This is a genomic window from Pseudomonas sp. DW-iso3, assembly GCF_058725305.1.
Genome location: NZ_JBZXDZ010000003.1, coordinates 482118 through 501407 on the forward strand (window position 1 = coordinate 482118; position 19290 = coordinate 501407).

Consider the following 19290-nt stretch of genomic DNA (forward strand, 5'->3'; position numbering starts at 1 on the left):
AACTGTTAATTCTGACAGTAGGCAAGGCTCCTGTTCCGCGCGTTAGATGACCGTTATCTAACGTTGGACAGGAGTCTTATCGTGGCTAAAAAACCGATCCCAAGCAAACAACCCCTCACTAAGGCCGAAAGCACTGTGCTTGCCCCCTCGTCGGAGGTAACCCAGCCCGAATTACCCTTTGCGGTCATCGAGTACGCTGCGAACAACAGCGTGCTCTACCCTCTGGATGCAGCCCAAGGTACGACTGCGACACTGACGCTTCCCGAGGGTAGTACCCAGGTCGTTGTGCATTTCGCAATCAAAGGCTCGACCTGTGTGACATTTCCGCCGATCACCGTCGCGAGCGGCAATGTCGCCGATATTCCCTGGCAATGGATCAGTACCGGCATCGGGCATACGGTGCTGATCTGGTACGAGGCTGTTGTCGGTGGTGCACGCAAAGAGTCACTGGTACTTGAACTTGAGATTCAAGAGGTCCGCGAAGAGCATCTGCGTGAGTCAATGCCTGAGTTCGCGCATGCCGAATTGGAGTGGGGCACCCCGTGGTTGAACATGTTCAAGTTCACAGGGGATGAAACTATCCGGATCAAGGCCTGGCCGATGATTCGGGCAGGCTCGCGATTGTTTATTGTTGTCGCGGGTAATGAGCAACATATACCGCCATTATTTGAATGGGTGGCCTTTGATCATGTCGTGACTGAAGAGGAAGCGCATGAGGGGTTTGTATTCGAGTTTAGGCTGTCGCGGGCCTGGCTAGGGCGTTTGGATGACTACTCGTCCTGTACCTGCCATTCGGGGGTTATCTGGAGCGGTTGTCAACCTGAGGCGCCGGTGTCGAGTGTGAACCCGCTGCCTAGAAATGCTCAGGATTTCCATCAACGCTCTACGGTGCTGCTGCGTGTCGACCCTTCACTGAATTTGAATCCGCCACGTCTTCAGGAAGCGGTGCAGGTTTCCCCTGGTAACTGGCAGGTCAACCCGGTCAACACCACTCGGGGCGGACATGCAATAGTGGCCTACCCAGGCATGACCGAAGGCCATCAGGTTTGTGTGCAAGCCAGAGGGCCGAATTATGGGCCGATACCGCTCGGTTGCCAGGACGTAAAGCCGGGCGATCTGAGTCTTTCGTTCAATGTCCCCGCTGAGATTTTCGCAGCTCTGTTCTGCCAGAAGCTGACATTGATCTATAGCGTCCAATTAAACAATTCCCCGCCTCAGCACTCCCCCGAGTGTGTGATCCAGGTACTGAGTCCTCAATTGACCACGCCCTGCATCGAACAAGCAACGGGGCGCACCCTGGACCTCACGACATTCGAAGACGATGCAACCGTACTGGTGCCTGTCTGGGACTATGCTGAGCTTGGGCAAAGTGTCTGGGTTTGGATCACCGGCACTCAGGAGGACGGCAGTTCCTTTCAATGTTCTGTGCTGACGGATGAGCCGCTCCTGCCTGACTGGCTGACGAGCGGCGTCGACGCAGCGATTAGCCGGGTAGGGTTGCAAAAACTTGCGGACTGCAGCGAATTCGAGCTGCATGCAGCGGTGAGCTTTGATGGGAAACGCGATCTGTCGACGGCATTCCGGTTTCCGGTTCAAACGTTCAACATTGATCAGGAAGCACTGGCGTTGGATCCGCCGAATGTGTGCGAAGCTGTGGGCAACCAACTGACGATTTACAACGCCCGGAATGGAATGACCGTTCGGGTTGCCTACCCGCACATAAGTGCCAAGCACCAAATCCAGTTGAACGTGAAACTATCGGATGGCACGGATGTGCCGGTGCCACCTAAGCAGGGCAACTCCACTGCGGGTTATGTCGACTTCAGTATTGATCGCGAGGAAGTGATTCATGCTGCTGGAGAGACACTAACTATCAATTACACCGTTAACAGTGCCTGCAAGCTTCAGACATCGGGAGATTTGGATCTGGAGGTCAGCGTGCCTGTGCGCCTTACGGCTCTTAAAGTCGAGCAGGCTACATTGGACGTTCTGGATCTACGTGCATTTCCAGGCGATGCTAAGATCACGTTGGAACCATGGTGGTTTATTTTAATTGGGCAGATCGCTTGGCTGGAAGTCATCGGAACCGCGGAGGCGGATGGGGCTTCGTTGACAATTAAAATCGCTGTTGCCGAACCTCTGATTCAGAGCGATGTGACGAATGGGCTGCAGAAATCGATAAACCGTTTAGATCTTGAAAAGTTCCGAAACAACACGCTCCTGACTTTTGCGTTCAGAGTAACGACGAAAGTGGGTGGTGCTTTGGAGAATGCGATTGAGTTTAAGAAGCTCGACCTGACCTTCAAGAAAAAATACCGGGATCTAACAGTGTTTGATCACCAGACATTAGAGCCCTGGAAGGCGGGTGCGGGCGTGGGTGACCCCCGAGATCTCTCGATCGAACAAGTCAATGGCCCGGACGGGAAACTGAGTTATGCGGTTAAAAACTTCACGTACAGTAATAACTCCGCTGGACCGATTTTACAGAGAGCGTTCAGTGATCTTGAAAGCGGTCATACGTATAGATTCTCCGTCAAAGTTCGCCAGTATGGTTATGACGCTCCCGCTCCAAAATTGTCGTTGAGCTTGGGCGCGATACGGCAAACGTCCATCTTAACGCTTCCTGATCTTGCTTGGCATACGCTTGGGTTTACATTTGTGGCGAGCACTAACAGTGCGTTGTTGGATATTTTCAGTCATGAGGCAAACGGGGCCGGTAATGATTGGTACATGATTGATTTCCTGCTCGAGGAAGTTTAAGCCGCTCGATAAACAGAATGCCCGCATTGCGCGGGCATTCTTGTTTCAGTGACGAGGTGATAGATTATTTTGGTCCTAGAATTTTCACCAACTTCTCCGGCGAAGGTGCCCCCTGCTGTTGCTGCAACCCACCCTTGTCATCCAGATAGAAGATAGCCGGCGTCGCCGACAACTCCAGCTCATCCATCAATTTCATATTCCCATCAAGCTTGGCCTCGATATCCGCCGGAATCTTCTCCAACGCCTGCAACTTGCTGCCCTTACCGGCGGCTTCGTGTTCTTCCAGGGCCTTTTGCGGGTCTTTGGCGGCAAACAGCGCGGCGGATTTGCCGGGGCTGTCTTCGCGGATGATGCCGACCATGATGTGGCGCAACTGCACTTTGCCGGCTTTTACCCACGGACGGGCTTGTTCCCAGAACATGTTGCAGTAAGGGCAGTTAGGGTCGCTGAACAGGTAGACGATGCGTGGGGCTTTAACGTCGCCGTCCTGGATCCAGCTGCTTTTTTCCATCTTGGCCCAGACTTCCTTGGCCATCGGTGCGTACACCAGTTTTTCCAGAGGCGCGCTGCTCAGGTCATTGCCTTGGGCGTCGTACAGGCTACCGGCAATCACGCTTTTGCCGTCGGCGGTCAGGTACAGGGCCATGCCGCGGTTCTGGTACTGGGCGGCGTAGCCAGTGAGACCGCTGGGGGCGTCGAACTTGCCGAGGATCTTGGCGCCTTTGGCCTCGATCTGTTTGATCGGTGCTGGCCAGTCAGCGGCCTGGGCCAGGGTGGCTGCAAGCGTCAGCGGCAGCAGGGTCAGCAGGTGGCAGAGGCGGGGCATGTCGGTTTCCTTGTGGCAGCAGGAGCGGAGTCGAAGGGTTCCATGGCGCGGGCCAGGCTGGCCTGGGACAGTTCGCCGAGGTGGCTGTTGATCAGGCGTCCATCGGCTTGATAGAACAACGTGGTGGGCAAGGCCATCGAGCCCACGGCCTGGCCGAGGCGACCGCTGGCGTCGAACAGGATGTTGTCCAGAGTCAGGCCTTGTGTGGCGAGGAAGGTGCTGACGCTTTGCATGCTTTCGGCCTGGTTGACGAACAGGAAGGTCACGTCGGGACGTTGATGTTGGGCACGTTCCAGCACCGGCATCTCGCGGCGGCATGGCGGGCACCAGGTGGCCCACAGGTTGATCACCAGCGGGCCGCCTTTGTAATCGGCCAGTTGCACCACGTCGCCATCGGCGTTGCGCAAGGTGATGTCCGGCAGTTGCGAGCCTTTGTCGTACAGGCTCAGGGACAGGCTGGTCAGGCCCCAGAACACCAGGCCGGTGATCACCCCAGCGCCCAGCGGCTTGCGCAGGGCTGGACGCCGCCGGCCGTAGAGCAGCGCACCCAGGATCAGCGCGACCACGCCCGGCCAGGCGAGGAAACCGCCGTCGCGCAGGTCGACCATCTGCAGTGGGGCTTGGCTGTAATCGCTCCAGTACATCAGCACAAAGCTGACGCGGGCCACCAGCATGCCCAGCAGGAAGAGGCTGAACAGCACCGATTCCGGGTTTTCACCACCACGCTTGGCCACGCGCCAGCCCACCAGGGTGGCGAGAATCAGCGCGCTGATCAGCAGGATGTGATTCAGGGCGATGGCGAAGGTGCCGATGGTCAGGGTCAGCATTCAGAGGGCGTCCCGGGTTTGCGTCCAGCGTTGCAGGAAGGCGGCGGCATCCACTTCGCCAGTGATGCGTTGGGCGCGGCGTTCTTCACCGTCCGGGCCGATCCACACGAAGCTCGGTGGGCCAGGCACTTTGTAGCGGCCGAGCAGCTCTCGGCTGGCGGCATTGTCGGCGGTAACGTCCAGGCGCAGCAGGCGTACGTCTTTCAGGGCATCCATCACCTCGGGTTTGCCGAACACCTGCTTTTCCATGATCTTGCACGACACGCACCAGTCGGCGTAATAGTCCACCAGCACCCACTGGCCTTGAGCCTTGGCGCTGTCGAGCTGGCTTTGCAGCACGGCGGGATCGTTGATGGTCATGAAGGCATCGTGGGCGCTCGGTGCGGCGGCGGTCCGCGAAGCGCTGTAGACCTTCAGCGGTTGCCACAGGTCATCGCTGCCACCGGCGGCGCCCACCACCAGCAGTGTGCCCCACAGGCCGAGCACCAGGGAACCGGCGCCGAACACCTTGGCGGCCAGGCCGTATTCGCGGGCCAGGGTCCAGCCGCAGTAGGCCATCACCAGCGCGAGCGTGCCCCACAGGCCGATCCACAGGCTTTCATCGACCACCGGGCGGATCATCAGCACGGCGGTGCCGAGGAACAGGAAGCCGAAGATGCCCTTGAGCACATTCATCCAGGTGCCCGGCTTGGGCAGGAAGCGATTGCCCACGGTCACCAGCAACAACAGCGGAATGCCGATGCCGATGCCCATGGCGAACAGGATCAGGCCACCGTGTAACGCGTTGCCGCTCTGGGCGATGTACAGCAGGGCACCGGCCAGGGGGGCGGTCATGCATGGGCCCACCAGCAGGCCGGACAGTGCGCCGAGAATCCCTGCGCCGACCAGGCTGCCGCCGCTTTGCTGGCGGCTGACGTTGTCCAGACGATCGCGCAGGAACGCCGGCAGTTGCAGTTCAAAGAAACCAAACATCGGCAGGGCCAGCAGCACGAACAGGGCGGCGAAGCTGCCGAGAATCCACGGCGTCTGCAGCCAGGCGGCAAGGTTGCCACCCAGCAAGGCCGCCAGCACGCCGAGCGCGGCATACACCAGTGCCATGCACACGACGTAGCTGCTGGCCAAGGCAAACCCACGACGCGGGCTGGCGCCACTGCCAACCACCAAACCGGCGAGAATCGGCAGCATCGGCAATGAACACGGCGCAAAGGCCAACAGCAGTCCCAGGCCGAAAAATATCAGCAGGCTCCAGCCCAGACTGCGTTGTTGCAGGCCACTGGCCAGGCTTTGGTCCTGGGCTTCGGCGGTCGCGGCGACGGCCGGGTTGCCCCCCAGGTCCACGGTGATCGACTGCGGCGGATAGCACAGGCCCGCATCGGCGCAGCCCTGCCAGCCCAGTTTGACCTGGCCGGTGGCGCCGGCCGGAATCTTCACTTCCAGGCCTTGGCGATACACTTCCTGGTCGCCGAAGAATTCATCGCTATGGGCCTCGCCTTGCGGCAACGTGGGCTGTTTGGCCAGTCCATCGAACTTCATGCGCTGCTTGTACAGGTAATAACCGTCGGCAATCTGCCAATACAGCTGGGTCTCGCCACTTTCAAGACGTTCGGAGGTAAAAGTGAAGGCTTTGCCCACCGGCAGGAAGTCGGGTTTGGTCTCAAACGGGTTGCCCGGCGCGGCCTGGGCGAACCCCGCGAACAACACCAGCAGAAAGGTAAACAAATGCCGCATGGTCAAGCCTTAGTTCGATGCAAGTAGGCACACAATGTGTGGCGTTGATTAACCGATGATTAACCGAGGCTATTCTAGATTGAGTGTGGAGGGTTTAGCGGCATAATCTGCACTTAATCCGCCGCACTTTTAATCACCCGATCTTTTATGAAGGGTTCACCATGCACGTACTGGTCTGTGAAGACGACGAACTGATCGCCAGCGGCATCGTGGCCGGCCTGACCGCGCAAGGTTTTACCGTGGAGCGTGTGGCCTCGGCCGGTGCCGCGCGCGCGATGCTCAGGGCGGCCACGTTCGACATCATGGTGCTCGACCTCGGCCTGCCGGACGAAGACGGCCTCAAGCTGCTGCAGCAACAGCGCAGCCAGGGCTTGGAAATCCCGGTGCTGATCCTCACCGCGCGCGATTCGGTGACCAACCGTGTCGACGGCCTGCAAGCCGGCGCCGATGACTACCTGCTCAAACCCTTCGACCTGCGCGAACTCGCCGCGCGCCTGCAAACCCTGCTGCGCCGGGTGGCGGGGCGCAGCGTCAACCTGATCGAGCATGGCCGACTGGCCTACGACCCCAGCAGCCGTGAGACTTTCCTGGGGGGCGAGCCGGTAGACCTGTCGCGCCGCGAACAGGCGCTGTTGCAAGCCCTGCTGCACAACAAAGGTCGGGTGCTGTCCAGCGAACAACTCAAGGACAGCGTCTACGGCTTCAACGACGAGTTGGAAAGCAACGCCCTCAACGTGCATATCCACCACCTGCGACGCAAATTGGGCAATGGCATTGTCGAGACCGTGCGCGGTCTCGGCTATCGTCTGGGCCCGGCGGACGGGGGCGAGGACGCATCGTGAAAAGCCTGCGCCTGCGCCTGACGTTCAAGCTGGGCGCTGCTTTTGTGTTGATCTGGGCCCTGGCGGCGGCCTGGATGCTCAACGATCTGCGTAACCAGATGATGTTCTCCCTCGATCAACGCCTGGTGGCGTCGGCGCGCATGGTGGCGGGGCTGACCGAGCAGATGCCGGGCCTGGCCAGTGTGAGCGGTGGTGCGCATTTTCATGGGGCACAGCTGAATGTGCCGGGCGGCATGGCGTGCCAGGTCAGCTCCTTGCGCGGCGAAGTGTTGGCGCGCAGCCATGCCACGCCGGATGAAGGCCTGGAATCGCGCCAGAGTGGTTTTCGTGATCAGGTGATCGATGGTGTGAACTGGCGCAGCTTCACGCTTTCCCGTGGCGACCTGTTGATCACCACGGCCGACCGTCAAGTCGAACGTGAGGCGTTGAACCTGTCGATCCTGCTGGCCGCTTCGGTGCCAGTGGGCGTTGCCATGCTCGGCTGCCTGTGCCTGTTGTGGCTGGGCATCGGTCAGAGCCTGGTGCCGCTCAACCGCATGCGTGACGCCTTGATGCGGCGCAGTGCCGACTCCCTTGAACCGCTGCAGATCCACCCGTTACCCAGCGAACTCAAGCCGCTGCTCGACACCCAGAACCAATTGTTGCAACGCATCGCCAAAACCATCGAACGTGAACGTCGCCTCACCGGCGACGCCGCCCACGAGCTGCGCAGCCCGCTGACGGCGATCAAGACCCACCTGCAAGTGGCGCGCATGACCGACGGCGCAGCCCGCGACCAATCCCTCGCCCACGCCGAGGAAGGCGCGGACCGCCTGCACCGTACCCTGGAGCAATTGCTGTTGCTGGCGCGGGTAGAAGGCAACCTCTCATTTGACGATGGCATGCACTCCAGTGCCGAGGACGTGGCACGGCTGGCCATCCAGGATGCCAATGCCGGTGATAACACGCGCATCGACCTGATCCTGCCGGAAAACCTTTCGGCTACCCCGGTGGAAATGCCAGTGGGCCTGGCGGTCGCAGCCCTGCGCAACCTGCTGGACAACGCACTGCGCCACACGCCGGCGGACACGCGGGTGGCGCTCAGCGTGACGACCGACGCCGATAACGTCGTGTTTCGCGTGCGTGACCACGGCAAGCAGATTTCGCCGGAGGACCTGCAATACCTGACCCAGCGCTTCTGGCGCAATGGCAACAGCGAAGGCTGCGGCCTGGGCCTGGCGATTGTGCAAGCGATTGTGCAGCGCTGTTCTTGCTCGTTGAAGTTCGACAGCCAGCCGGATGGCCTGCGCGTCGACCTGGGGATGCCGCTGCGACGCTGATCACTTTTCTTTCACGCGCCACATAGTTACCGCCCTCTTGAGGATCAAGCCTTCAGGATGGCGGTAATTTTTTTGCGCTTGAACGGGCTGAACGACTCGGCCTGTATTGAAAAGGATGGTTCTCATGTTGGTCATCGATACCAGTTTCCCCGCCAAAGGCTTCAACGAACGTAACGGCGAGCCCGTGCGGCAGGTGATCCTGCATTACACCGCGGCCCCTTTTGCCTCCTCCCTGCGTACCCTGACCCAGGATGGCGTGAGTGCACACTATTTGCTGCCCGACCCTGACGATCCCCGCTATCGCGACGCAGGCTATGAAGAATTGCGGGTGTTCCGGTTGGTGGAAGAAGACAAGCGCGCCTGGCATGCCGGGGTGAGCCACTGGGCGGGGCGCGACAATCTCAACAGTCGCTCGATCGGCATCGAGATCGTCAACCTGGCACGGGATGACGGCGGCGTATTCACCTTTCCAGCCTATGGTGAGGAACAAACCCAGGTGTTGATTGCCTTGGTGCGCGACATTCTCGGGCGTTACCCACAGATTGGGCCTACCGACATTCTCGGGCATTCGGACGTTGCGTTCAGCCGCAAGAGCGATCCAGGACCATGTCTGCCGTGGCGGCGTTTGCATGACGCCGGCGTGGGGGCCTGGTTTGATGAGGCGACCCAGGCGATGTATCAACGCCGCTTTTGCCTCGGGTTGCCGTCGGAAGTCGAGGTGGAGCGCGCGTTTCAGCGCTATGGGTATGCGCCTGCGAAGAATCGGCAGGGGTTTGAACAGCGCACGCGGGCGTTTCAGATGCACTTTCGCCCACGGGATTACTCGGGGTCCCTGGACGCGCAGACCTGCGCGATTCTTTATGCGTTGAATGAAAAGTATCTGGGGTTGTGTGGTTGACGGTATTTCGCGACCGGAGGAGTAAATCCTCCTGATGCTGGTGCGTTTCCAGAACAGGAAATCCGTGCGCATGCCCCTTGGGCCAGACGCCAGCGGATCGGCAGTTTGGTCACCATCATCAGCGTATTGAGGGATCGAGAAATGTCAGTCGCTACCAGCCGTATCGAAGACGTCCAGGTGCATGAAACGCTTTACCAGTTCGACGAGACCCCGCTGCTCGCCCGTCAGCGCCAGCAGGAATCCAACGCCCGCAGCTACCCTCGGCGTATCCCCCTGGCGCTCAAGCGCGCCAAGGGCCTCTACGTTGAAGATGTGGAAGGCCGCCGTTTCATCGACTGCCTGGCCGGTGCGGGCACGTTGGCGCTGGGGCATAACCACCCGGTGGTGATCGAGGCAATCCAGCAGGTACTGGCCGATGAGTTGCCACTGCACACCCTGGACCTGACGACGCCGGTCAAGGATCAATTCGTACAGGACCTGTTCGGCCTGTTGCCGCCAGCGTTGGCGCGGGAAGCGAAAATCCAGTTCTGTGGTCCCACCGGCACCGATGCGGTGGAAGCCGCATTGAAGTTGGTGCGCACTGCCACCGGGCGCAGCACGGTGTTGTCCTTCCAGGGCGGTTACCACGGCATGAGCCAGGGCGCCTTGAGCCTGATGGGTAGCCTGGGGCCAAAGAAGCCTTTGGGTGCCTTGCTCGGTAATGGCGTGCAGTTTTTGCCGTACCCCTACGACTACCGTTGCCCGTTCGGCCTGGGGGGCGCGGAAGGCGTGCGGGTCAACCTGCATTACCTGGACAACCTGCTGAATGATCCCGAGGCGGGCGTTTTGCTGCCGGCGGCGGTGATTGTCGAAGTGGTGCAGGGCGAGGGCGGTGTGATTCCAGCTGATCTCGACTGGATGCGCGGTCTGCGCCGAATCACCGAACAGGCGGGCGTGGCGCTGATCGTGGATGAAATCCAAAGTGGTTTTGGCCGCACCGGCAAGCTGTTTGCCTTCGAACACGCTGGCATCATTCCGGATGTGGTGGTGATGTCCAAGGCCATTGGTGGCAGCCTGCCACTGGCGGTGGTGGTGTATCGCGACTGGCTCGACACCTGGTTGCCGGGCGCCCATGCCGGCACCTTTCGTGGCAATCAGATGGCGATGGCGGCGGGTTCGGCGGTGATGCGCTACCTCAAGGACCACGACCTGGCCGGTCACGCGGCCGCGATGGGCGAACGCCTGGGCGAACACCTGCGCATCCTGCAGCGCGACTTCCCGCACCTGGGGGATATCCGCGGTCGCGGGTTGATGCTCGGTGTGGAACTGGTGGACCCGAATGGCACGCTGGATGTCCAGGGCCACCCACCCGTGCATCGCCAATTGGCGCCGCTGGTGCAGCGTGAATGCCTCAAGCGTGGCCTGATCCTGGAACTGGGTGGGCGACACGGCAGCGTGGTGCGTTTCCTGCCGCCGCTGGTGATCACTGCCGTTGAAGTCGACCTCGTGGCGGACATCTTTGGGCGTGCGTTGGCAGCGGCGGTCGCCAGCCTCTAATTTTTTGCACGCTTGGTACGTTTCTACAGATATCAGTGCTGCGCGCGGTGCGCAGCCAGGCTTTCAGCGATGGAGAACAGCAATGACCTCAGTATTTGACCGCGACGACATCCTGTTTCAGGTAGTGGTCAACCACGAAGAACAGTATTCCATCTGGCCCGATTACAAGGCCGTGCCGGAAGGCTGGCGGACGGTGGGCAAGAGCGGCATGAAGAAAGAATGCCTGGCCTACATCGAAGAAGTCTGGACGGATATGCGCCCGTTGAGCTTGCGCCAGAAGATGGACGGGGCCGCGGTCGCGGGCTGATCCACCCAGACGCTCTGTAGGCGCGAGCTTGCTCGCGAAAATCGCAAGGGCACCGCGGGCACTCAGCATGCCCGCGTTTTCATTAACGGTCTTCGCGAGCAAACTCGCTCCTACAGGAAGGTGGGTTATTGAGGTTGGCGGGCGTACAGGTAATCCGTCGCCAACGACGCCAGCGTCCTCACCCCCACCACCAACGCCGACTCGTCCACGAAGAACCCCGGATTGTGGTTCGGCGCCGCCTTGCTCATGTCCTGATCCCTCGGCGTCACCCCCAGGAACACAAACAGCCCCGGTGCCTCCTTGGCATAAAACGAGAAGTCCTCGGCACCGCCCACCAGCGGGCCCTGCACCACGTCATCCTTGGCCGCCCAGCGCAGGCTTGGCAGCATTTTCTCGGTCAGCGCCGGGTTGTTGATGGTGGGATCGTATTTCTCGATGATGGTGACTTCGGCCTTGGCGCCACCGCTTTCGGCGATTTTCTCCACGGTCTGCCGTACATCCGCGTGCAGTTTCTGGCGGATGCCGTAGTCGTACGAGCGAATGGTGCCGCTCATGTCCATCGACTCCGGAATGATGTTGTAACGCGTGCCGCCATTGATGGTGCCAATGCTCACCACCGACGGGAATGACGAGATATCGGTGCGGCGGCTGACCACGGTCTGTAGGCCGACAATGGTCTGCGCGCCCACGGTGATCGGGTCGATGCCATCCCAAGGGCGACCGGCGTGGGTCTGTTTGCCAAGGATTTTGATGCGCAAGTCATCCGAACTCGCCAGGGTCGGTCCCGAACGGTAGGCAATCTGACCGGCGGGCACACCCGCCCACACATGCAGACCGAACACCGCGTCCGGCTTGGGCGACTGCATCACGCCTTCCTGCACCATCATTTTGGCGCCCCAGGTGTTTTTGCCGTCGGGGATGAAGTCGCTCGGGCCTTCCTCGGCCGGTTGGAAATAGAACTCCACGGTGCCCGGCAGGCGCTCGCGCATGCCGGTCAGAATCTTCGCAGTGCTTAGCAGGATGGCGACGTGGGCGTCGTGGCCGCAGGCGTGCATCACGTCAACCTCCTTGCCCAGGTAGGTGCCTTTGGCTTTGGAGGCGAAGGGCAGGTCGGCGACTTCCTTCACCGGCAGTGCATCCATGTCGGCGCGCAGGGCGACGGTGGGGCCGGGCAGGGCGCCTTTTAGCACCGCAACGACGCCCGTACGGGCGACGCCGGTTTTCACCTCAAGGCCCAGGTCGCGCAGTTGTTTTGCGACCAACTCGGCCGTGCGCGTTTCCGTGTTGCCCAGTTCCGGGTGGGCGTGGATGTCGCGTCGGGTTTCCAGCATCGCCGGTTCAAGGGCTTTTGCCTGGGCGGCGATTTCCTCACGGGCACTGTCCTGGCCGCTGCTGGCGGCTATCGCGGCACTGCTGGCAACCCCGCACAGCACGCCGAAAACCCATGGGGGTGTCAGACCGGTTAAACGCATAAGGACCTCTCCTGAGTTTATTGTTGTTGATCTTTCTCCTGCACAGTGCCGGCGGTCACTACCTGCACACTCAAGCGCGGCGTGGCCAGGTCCAGCCCGGCTTCATCCAGATGACGCTTGAGGGACAGGTTGAACGCCCGCGACACTTCCCACTGCTTGATCGGCGCGGTCTTGAAGCGCGCGCGCAGAATCGCGCTGCCCGACTCGAAACTCTCCACGCCTTGAATCTCCAACGGCGACCAGATATTGCGGCGCTGCAAGGGGTCGTTGCGCATTTTCTGGCCGACATCGCGCATCAGCTTGATGGCGTCGTCGATCTCCATGTTGTAGGGGATCGCCACCCGGAAGATCGCGTAGCCGAACTCCCGTGAGTAGTTCTTGATGCTCTTGATCTCACTGAACGGGATGGTGTGCACGATACCGTCGATGTCACGCAGGCGCACCGTGCGGATGGTCAGGCCTTCGACGGTGCCAAGGTGGCCGCCGACGTCCACGTAGTCATCGATGGCCAGGGAGTCTTCGATGATGATGAACAGGCCGGTGATCAAGTCCGCCACCAGGGACTGTGCGCCGAAACCGATAGCCAGGCCGATCACACCGGCACCGGCCAGCAATGGCGTGACGTTCATGCCCATGTTCGCCAGGGCGACGATGGCCGCGATGATGAAGATGGTCACGAACAGCACGTTACGGATCAACGGCATCATGGTCTGCGCACGGGCATTGGCCAGGCCCTTGCGCGAGCGGGTGAGGGCGTGGTGGATCGCGGTGTCGCTGAGGATCCAGATCAACCAGGCAAACAGCAAGGTCCCTGCCAGCCCAAACAGCTTGACGCTGACTTCATGGCCATCGCCTTCGGTAAAGCGGATCAGTGACAGGCCCCACACCCGCAAGCCCAACTCGATAAACGCCAGCCATACCACCAGGTGGGCCAGGGTGTAGACAAAGCTTTTCAGGCGTTCGGAATACAGCGCATGCCGCTTGTGCCCGCGCTGCGGCTTGAGGGCGTGACGGCGTACCAGGCCGTTGATCACCATGCACAGTACCAGCAGCACCGTGCACAGCAGCGACTGGCGCAATGCCGTGCTGGTATCGCCCGCCGAGACGAAGGTGGCGAACAGCGAGATGCCCACCAACAACAACGCCGGGATGTACCAGAAGGAACCGATGATTTCGATAGTGTCACTGAGGGCCCGGCGTGTGAGGCGGCGCGACAGTGGCTGGTTGCGGATCAGGTGGGCGATGGGGCGGCGGAAACGCAGGATGAACACCCCGGTCGACAGCGCCGCCATCACATTGGCGACGGTCGCGGCGGTATGGGACAAGTGCTGTCCAAGCGCCGTGACCAACCGTGGGTCGCTCAAGGCTTCACCGAAGGCGGCGAAGCTGCCGATCCACCACAACGGGCGGAAAGCCTGATGACGCAGGATGTACAGCGCGCGATGGCGATGCGGACCGTCGAGCACGGAAAATGCAATCACGCAGATCGCCGAGAAACAGGTGCCTACCACCAGCGCATAGGCCAATACCATCGCCAAGGATTTGCCCAAGGACGAGGGCAGCGCATAGCTCAGGTACACCGTGATCACCAGGGCGATCAGCCATGGGCCGAGTTTACGCAGGGCGAAACGCACCATGTCCCAGGTGCGTGGGTGTTGCGGCAACTCTTCAGGCAGGCCGAAGCGTTCGCGTACGCGGTGGCTGAGCCAGATCAGCGCGGCAGCGAGCAGGCTCCATACCGCAAGGATCAAAGCAAAACCGAAAATGATCGGCAGCCATTCGTTGGCCGGCAACATCAGCGCACTGAGTTCTTCCTTGGCCAGGTCGACTTCATTGGACCAGCGCCCCAGCGGGCTGTCGGCCCCGGAAAACTGTGATTCCAGGTTGGCCAGGGTGCCGCCGATCAACCCCAGCACGCCTTCTTCGGCGGCCGGTTGGGCTTTTTTCGTGGCTTCACGCAGCTTTTTCAGGTCACTCAGCAACTGGGTGCGTTGCTGGTCGTTTTCCAGGGTCTTGATCACTTCGTCCAATGACTGCCCCAACGGCACTTGGGCCTGGGGCTGGGTCTTGTTGGTGTTGCCGAGCAGGCCGGGCAAGCCCACGGCGTGGGCAGGCGTCAGCGGCAGCAGCGTCAGCAGGGCGATCAAGCAATAGCAGGGCAGGGCAAACAGACGGGAAAGCACGAGGCGGTCAACCTTGGAAACGACGAGTTGACCGAGTGTACGAGCGCAATCGTTATTCAGCCAGTTTTGCGAGGATCTTGTACACCACGGTGCCGAGAATCAGCAGCATGCCGATCCACATGCCAAACACGCCGAGTGGCTTGTCACGGAAGTTGAAGCCTACGGCAAGCATGATCATGCCGATCAGGATCGGGATAAGCATGGCGTGGAAGGAGGACATGGAGATCATGGTGCGACGGCCTTGTCGGAGTGGGAATACTGACAAGTCTAGGCGCGATTACGGGAAATGGAATTGATGTGAGTCAGATAGCGTGGTGGGTATCTGCAATCGTCATCGCGGGCAAGCCCGCTCTCACAGTTGAAATGCATTCCCCTGTGGGAGCGGGCTTGCCCGCGATGGCCGCGCCTCGGTCTCAGGGCAAGTCGTGGCTCGCGTAGAACGCGCCCAGCACCTTCACCAGATGCGCCAGGTCATGGCTGCCGCACAGCTCACGAATGGAGTGCATGGCAAACGTCGGCAGGCCGATGTCCACGGTGCGCACGCCCAGGTGGCTAGCGGTGATCGGGCCGATGGTGGAGCCGCAGCCCATGTCGCTGCGTACCACGAAGCTCTGCACCGGTACTTCCTGGGCCATGCACAGGTGGCGGAAAAACCCGGCGGTTTCGCTGTTGGTGGCGTAGCGCTGGTTGCTGTTGACCTTGATCACCGGGCCGGCGTTGAGCTTGGGACCGTGGTTGGCGTCATGCTTCTCGGCGTAGTTCGGGTGTACGCCGTGGGCGTTGTCCGCCGACACCAGCAGGGATTTCTGAATGGTACGTACGAATTCATCACCTTCCGGCAACAAGCGACGCAGGGTCTGTTCCAGCATCGGGCCATCGGCACCGCACGCCGAGCAGGAACCGACTTCTTCGTGGTCGTTGCACACCAGCACGCAGGTTTCTTCGCTGTCGCTGGTGAGCAAGGCTTGCAGGCCGGCATAGCAGGACAGCAGGTTGTCCAGGCGTGCACCGGCGATGAAGTCGCCGTTCAGGCCGATGACTGCAGCGCTTTGGGTGTCGTAGAAGCTCAGCTCGTAGTCGAGCACCACGTCGGCGTTCAAACCATGTTCGCGTGCAAGCTGCTCGGTGAGCACGGCACGGAAGTCCACGCGCTCGTCCCCGGCAAATTGCGCGAGGATGGGTGGCAGCTCAGTCTGGGCATTGATCGCCCAGCCCTGGTTGGCTTCACGGTTTAGGTGAATGGCCAGGTTGGGGATGATAGCGATAGGCAGCTTGAAGTCGATCAACTGGCTTTCGACCTTGCCGTCGCGGCGGAACGTCACGCGGCCGGCCAGGGACAGGTCGCGGTCGAACCATGGCGCCAGCAGTGCGCCGCCATAGACTTCCACGCCCAGTTGCCAGAAACCCTGGCGTTGCAGTTCCGGCTGGGGCTTGACCCGCAGGCACGGACTGTCGGTGTGGGCGCCGACCAGGCGGATACCGCCCTGCAGCGGCGAATGACGGCCGAGCTTGAAGGCGATGATCGAGGAATCGTTGCGGGTCACGTAATAGCGACCGTTGGCCTCGGTGGTCCAGGTTTCGCGCTCATCGAGACGCTGATAACCGGCCGCTTCCAGGCGCTGGGCCAGGGCGGCAGTGGCATGAAAAGGAGTAGGGGAGACCTTGAGGAAGTCGATCAGGCCTTGATTCAACGCTTCGCGCATAAATAGCTCCAGACAGCAATGCGCGGAGTTTACCGTTCGATGGCCAGAAGTGCACAGAACAAATGTGGGAGGGGGCTTGCTCCCGATTGCGGTGTGTCAGTGAGCAAATACAGTGACTGACACTCCGCCATCGGGGGCAAGCCCCCTCCCACATTTACCCGTGTTCGCAGCTTAAAAGGGGGCAGGGCACTCAAAGCGCAAGCGCTCGCCGCTTTGTGGATGGGTGAAACTGAGCATGCTTGCATGCAGGCACAGCCGCGGCCAGGCAGCCAACGCTTGTTCATGGGCATACAAGCCATCACCCAGCAACGGATGCCCGATGGACAGCATATGCACACGCAACTGGTGCGAGCGCCCGGTGATCGGCGTCAGTTCCACGCGGCACCAGTCGCCACAACGCTCCAACACTTTCCAGAAGGTCAGCGCATGCTTGCCGAATTCGTGGTCCACCACATGCCGTGGTTTGGTTGGCGGGTCGTAGCGCAAAGGCAAGTCGATGCTGCCGCTGTCCAGTTCCGGTTGGCCCCAGGCCAGGGCGGTGTAGGCCTTTTCGGTTTCACGGTCGTGAAACTGGCGGGACAGTTCGCGGTGGGTGTCGGCGTCACGGGCCAGCAGGATGATGCCGGAGGTTTCCCAGTCCAGGCGATGGACGATGCGGGCTTCGGGATAGCCGTTTTCCTGCAGGCGGGTGATCAGGCAGTCCTTGTTGTCGTCGGCGCGGCCAGGCACCGAGAGCAGCAGAGTGGGCTTGTTCACCACCAGGACAGCGTCGTCCTGATAGAGGATATGGATGTTGGACAGCGGCATTAAACAGCCTCGTAACAAACGCCAACGGCGGCTCGCCCACCCGGTTCCCGAAAAGGGATCAAGGTGTGTGAGCCGCCGTGGCGACCGCCTGTTCGATCAACGATCAGGCAGGGTGATATTGAGTTCCAGAATCGAGCAGCTGCCGTCATTTTCCAGAGCGACATGCACGTCATCGTTGCCGATATTGACGTACTTGCGGATCACCTCAACCAGTTCCTTCTGCAAGGCTGGCAGGTAGTCCGGCGTGCTGCGTTGGCCGCGTTCGTGCGCCACGATGATCTGTAGACGCTCTTTCGCTACCGACGCGGTCGTAGGCTTTTTGTTGGCGCGAAAGAAGTCGAGAAATTTCATTGTTTAGTTGCCTCCAAAGATACGCTCGAAGAATCCCTTCTTCTTGACATCGAGGAAGCGGTGTTCCACGGTCTTGCCCAGCAGGCGATCCACTGCATCGCTGTACGCCTGGCCGGCGTCGCTCTGGTCGTCAAGAATCACCGGAACACCCTGGTTGGAAGCCTTCAGGACGGCCTGGGATTCTGGGATCACGCCCAGCAGGGTCACTGCGAGGATTTCCTTCACGTCTTCAACACCGAGCATTTCGCCGTTGCTGACGCGCTCAGGGTTGTAACGGGTGAGCAGCAAGTGCTCCTTGATCGGGTCCTGGCCTTCTTCGGCGCGCTTGGATTTGCTGGCCAGCAGGCCCAGCATGCGGTCCGAGTCACGTACGGAGGAGACTTCCGGGTTGGTCACGACGATGGCTTCATCGGCGAAGTACATCGCCAGGTGAGCGCCGGTCTCGATACCGGCCGGCGAATCGCAGACCACGTATTCGAAGGTTTCCTTCAGCTCGGCCAGGACTTTGCCTACGCCTTCTTTGGTCAGCGCGTCTTTGTCACGGGTCTGGCTGGCGGCCAGCACGTACAGGTTCTCAAGGCGCTTGTCCTTGATCAGGGCCTGTTGCAGGTTGGCTTCACCGTTGACCACGTTGACGAAGTCATACACCACGCGGCGTTCGCAACCCATGATCAGGTCGAGGTTACGCAAGCCGACGTCGAAGTCGACAATAACTGTCTTGTGGCCGCGCAGAGCGAGACCGGTACCGATAGCGGCGCTGGTGGTGGTCTTACCCACACCACCCTTGCCGGATGTAACCACGAGAATCTTGGCCAAGGTGTTTCACCCCTAAGGAAGAAGGACGTTTCGGTCCCTGAAAAACATCTCTTGGAACTCGCTGCAGGCGGACAGCCTTGTAGGAAAAAAATATTCCTACATAAGTAATGCCGGTTTCGCTGTGCTATCAGAGTCTAGAGATGCTTGGAAAATGCGGCAGTATCCGTTAAAGACGGATGATGTTCAACACATCGCCCGACAGGTTGACCTGCACCGAAGCCCCCCACAGCGGATCACGGCGCAAATCTTCTGAAACCTTGTACTGGCCTGCGATGGACACTAGCTCAGCGGTCAACTGCTGGCAAAAAATACGGGCCTTGGTATCACCCTTGATGCCGGCGAGGGCACGTCCGCGCATCGGGCCGTATACATGGATGTTGCCATCGGCAAGAAGTTCCGCCCCCGGGCTGACCGAAGAGATCACCACCAAGTCGCCACCCTGGGCGTAAATCTGCTGTCCGCCGCGTACGGGCGAGGTGATGATCTTTGTAGGCTTGATCGTAGGCTCGGGTGGTTTTTCCGGTTTTTTCTTCTCTTCACCGACCAATGGTTCAAGCGGACGCTCGCGCGCGCCGGACGGTGGCAGTACTGGCAGTTCAATGGCGATGGCAGCGGCAATGTCTTCAATACGGCTGGCGCGGATTGCCAGGGTACGTAGGCCATGGGAGCGGCACACGCGCATCAGACCGGGCAGGTCGATGCTGCCTTGGCCGGCCGGCAGTTTGTCCAGCGCCAGTACCAGCGGGGCATTGTTGAAGAAATTCGGCGCCAGGGCGACCTTGGCGGCGAGCTGACGGTCCAGGGCGTCGAGGTCGTTACGGGCGAGTTCCAGCACGGTGATGGCGAGCATGCTGCCTTTCAGCTGGAACACGGGATCTTGGTCTAGCGGTTCGGTTTGGCTCATGGTCGGCAAAA

General features: G+C 60.5%; 17 protein-coding genes. 6 read left to right on the forward strand and 11 right to left on the reverse strand.

The window, feature by feature from the left end:
* Positions 1-81: 81 nt before the first annotated feature.
* A complete protein-coding gene (locus AC4PS7_RS11310; protein WP_198831677.1) occupies positions 82-2760 on the forward strand; it encodes a carbohydrate binding domain-containing protein in 2679 nt (892 codons plus the stop codon).
* A gap of 64 nt (positions 2761-2824) precedes the next feature.
* Here AC4PS7_RS11310 and dsbG read toward each other — a convergent pair whose 3' ends face one another.
* Genes dsbG through dsbD form a run of 3 tightly spaced genes read right to left on the reverse strand, consistent with a single transcriptional unit; the run spans position 2825 to position 6141 of the window.
* Positions 2825-3586, reverse strand: a complete 762-nt coding sequence (dsbG, locus tag AC4PS7_RS11315; protein WP_045791792.1) for a thiol:disulfide interchange protein DsbG — start codon at positions 3584-3586, stop codon at positions 2825-2827.
* Complete coding sequence (locus tag AC4PS7_RS11320) at positions 3562-4413, reverse strand: TlpA disulfide reductase family protein (protein ID WP_045791793.1); 852 nt, start codon at positions 4411-4413, stop codon at positions 3562-3564. The genes dsbG and AC4PS7_RS11320 overlap by 25 nt, the downstream gene beginning before the upstream one ends.
* Positions 4414-6141: a protein-disulfide reductase DsbD gene (gene dsbD, locus AC4PS7_RS11325; protein ID WP_042571853.1), complete on the reverse strand. Its 1728-nt coding sequence runs from the start codon at positions 6139-6141 to the stop codon at positions 4414-4416.
* Positions 6142-6302: 161 nt separating this feature from the next.
* Here dsbD and AC4PS7_RS11330 point away from each other — a divergent pair, with 161 nt between their 5' ends.
* The 5 genes from AC4PS7_RS11330 (at position 6303) to AC4PS7_RS11350 (ending at position 11043) form a co-directional block, all read left to right on the forward strand.
* Positions 6303-6983: a response regulator gene (locus AC4PS7_RS11330; protein WP_010208813.1), complete on the forward strand. Its 681-nt coding sequence runs from the start codon at positions 6303-6305 to the stop codon at positions 6981-6983.
* The gene (locus AC4PS7_RS11335) at positions 6980-8302 is read left to right on the forward strand and encodes an ATP-binding protein (RefSeq protein ID WP_045791795.1); all 1323 of its coding nucleotides are present in this window, start codon (positions 6980-6982) and stop codon (positions 8300-8302) included. Before AC4PS7_RS11330 ends, AC4PS7_RS11335 begins: the two co-directional genes overlap by 4 nt.
* 124 nt (positions 8303-8426) lie before the next feature.
* Positions 8427-9200 carry an N-acetylmuramoyl-L-alanine amidase gene (locus AC4PS7_RS11340; RefSeq protein WP_010208815.1) on the forward strand — a complete coding sequence of 258 codons (774 nt, stop codon included), beginning with the start codon at positions 8427-8429 and terminating at the stop codon, positions 9198-9200.
* Positions 9201-9341: 141 nt separating this feature from the next.
* Entirely contained in the window at positions 9342-10736 is a 1395-nt protein-coding gene (locus AC4PS7_RS11345) for an aspartate aminotransferase family protein (RefSeq protein WP_492179408.1), read from the forward strand.
* Positions 10737-10818: 82 nt separating this feature from the next.
* Positions 10819-11043, forward strand: coding sequence for an MbtH family protein (locus AC4PS7_RS11350; protein WP_010208817.1), 225 nt, complete (start codon positions 10819-10821; stop codon positions 11041-11043).
* A 125-nt stretch (positions 11044-11168) separates the two neighbouring features.
* On the opposite strand, the gene AC4PS7_RS11355 is transcribed toward AC4PS7_RS11350, so the two are convergent.
* The 8 genes from AC4PS7_RS11355 to minC form a co-directional block, all read right to left on the reverse strand.
* Complete coding sequence (locus AC4PS7_RS11355) at positions 11169-12515, reverse strand: amidohydrolase (RefSeq protein ID WP_010208818.1); 1347 nt, start codon at positions 12513-12515, stop codon at positions 11169-11171.
* A 17-nt stretch (positions 12516-12532) separates the two neighbouring features.
* Entirely contained in the window at positions 12533-14698 is a 2166-nt protein-coding gene (locus tag AC4PS7_RS11360; protein ID WP_010208819.1) for a mechanosensitive ion channel family protein, read from the reverse strand.
* 52 nt (positions 14699-14750) lie between these two features.
* Complete coding sequence (locus AC4PS7_RS11365; protein ID WP_010208820.1) at positions 14751-14927, reverse strand: hypothetical protein; 177 nt, start codon at positions 14925-14927, stop codon at positions 14751-14753.
* A gap of 184 nt (positions 14928-15111) precedes the next feature.
* Positions 15112-16401, reverse strand: coding sequence for a M18 family aminopeptidase (locus AC4PS7_RS11370; RefSeq protein ID WP_010208821.1), 1290 nt, complete (start codon positions 16399-16401; stop codon positions 15112-15114).
* A 171-nt stretch (positions 16402-16572) separates the two neighbouring features.
* Positions 16573-17208 carry an RluA family pseudouridine synthase gene (locus tag AC4PS7_RS11375; protein WP_010208822.1) on the reverse strand — a complete coding sequence of 212 codons (636 nt, stop codon included), beginning with the start codon at positions 17206-17208 and terminating at the stop codon, positions 16573-16575.
* A 96-nt stretch (positions 17209-17304) separates the two neighbouring features.
* Positions 17305-17559: a cell division topological specificity factor MinE gene (gene minE / locus AC4PS7_RS11380; RefSeq protein WP_010208824.1), complete on the reverse strand. Its 255-nt coding sequence runs from the start codon at positions 17557-17559 to the stop codon at positions 17305-17307.
* 3 nt (positions 17560-17562) lie between these two features.
* Positions 17563-18375 (reverse strand): septum site-determining protein MinD, encoded by an 813-nt coding sequence (minD, locus tag AC4PS7_RS11385; protein WP_003175251.1) that lies wholly within the window; start codon positions 18373-18375, stop codon positions 17563-17565.
* Positions 18376-18541: 166 nt separating this feature from the next.
* Positions 18542-19279, reverse strand: coding sequence for a septum site-determining protein MinC (minC, locus tag AC4PS7_RS11390; protein WP_010208827.1), 738 nt, complete (start codon positions 19277-19279; stop codon positions 18542-18544).
* Positions 19280-19290: the final 11 nt, after the last annotated feature.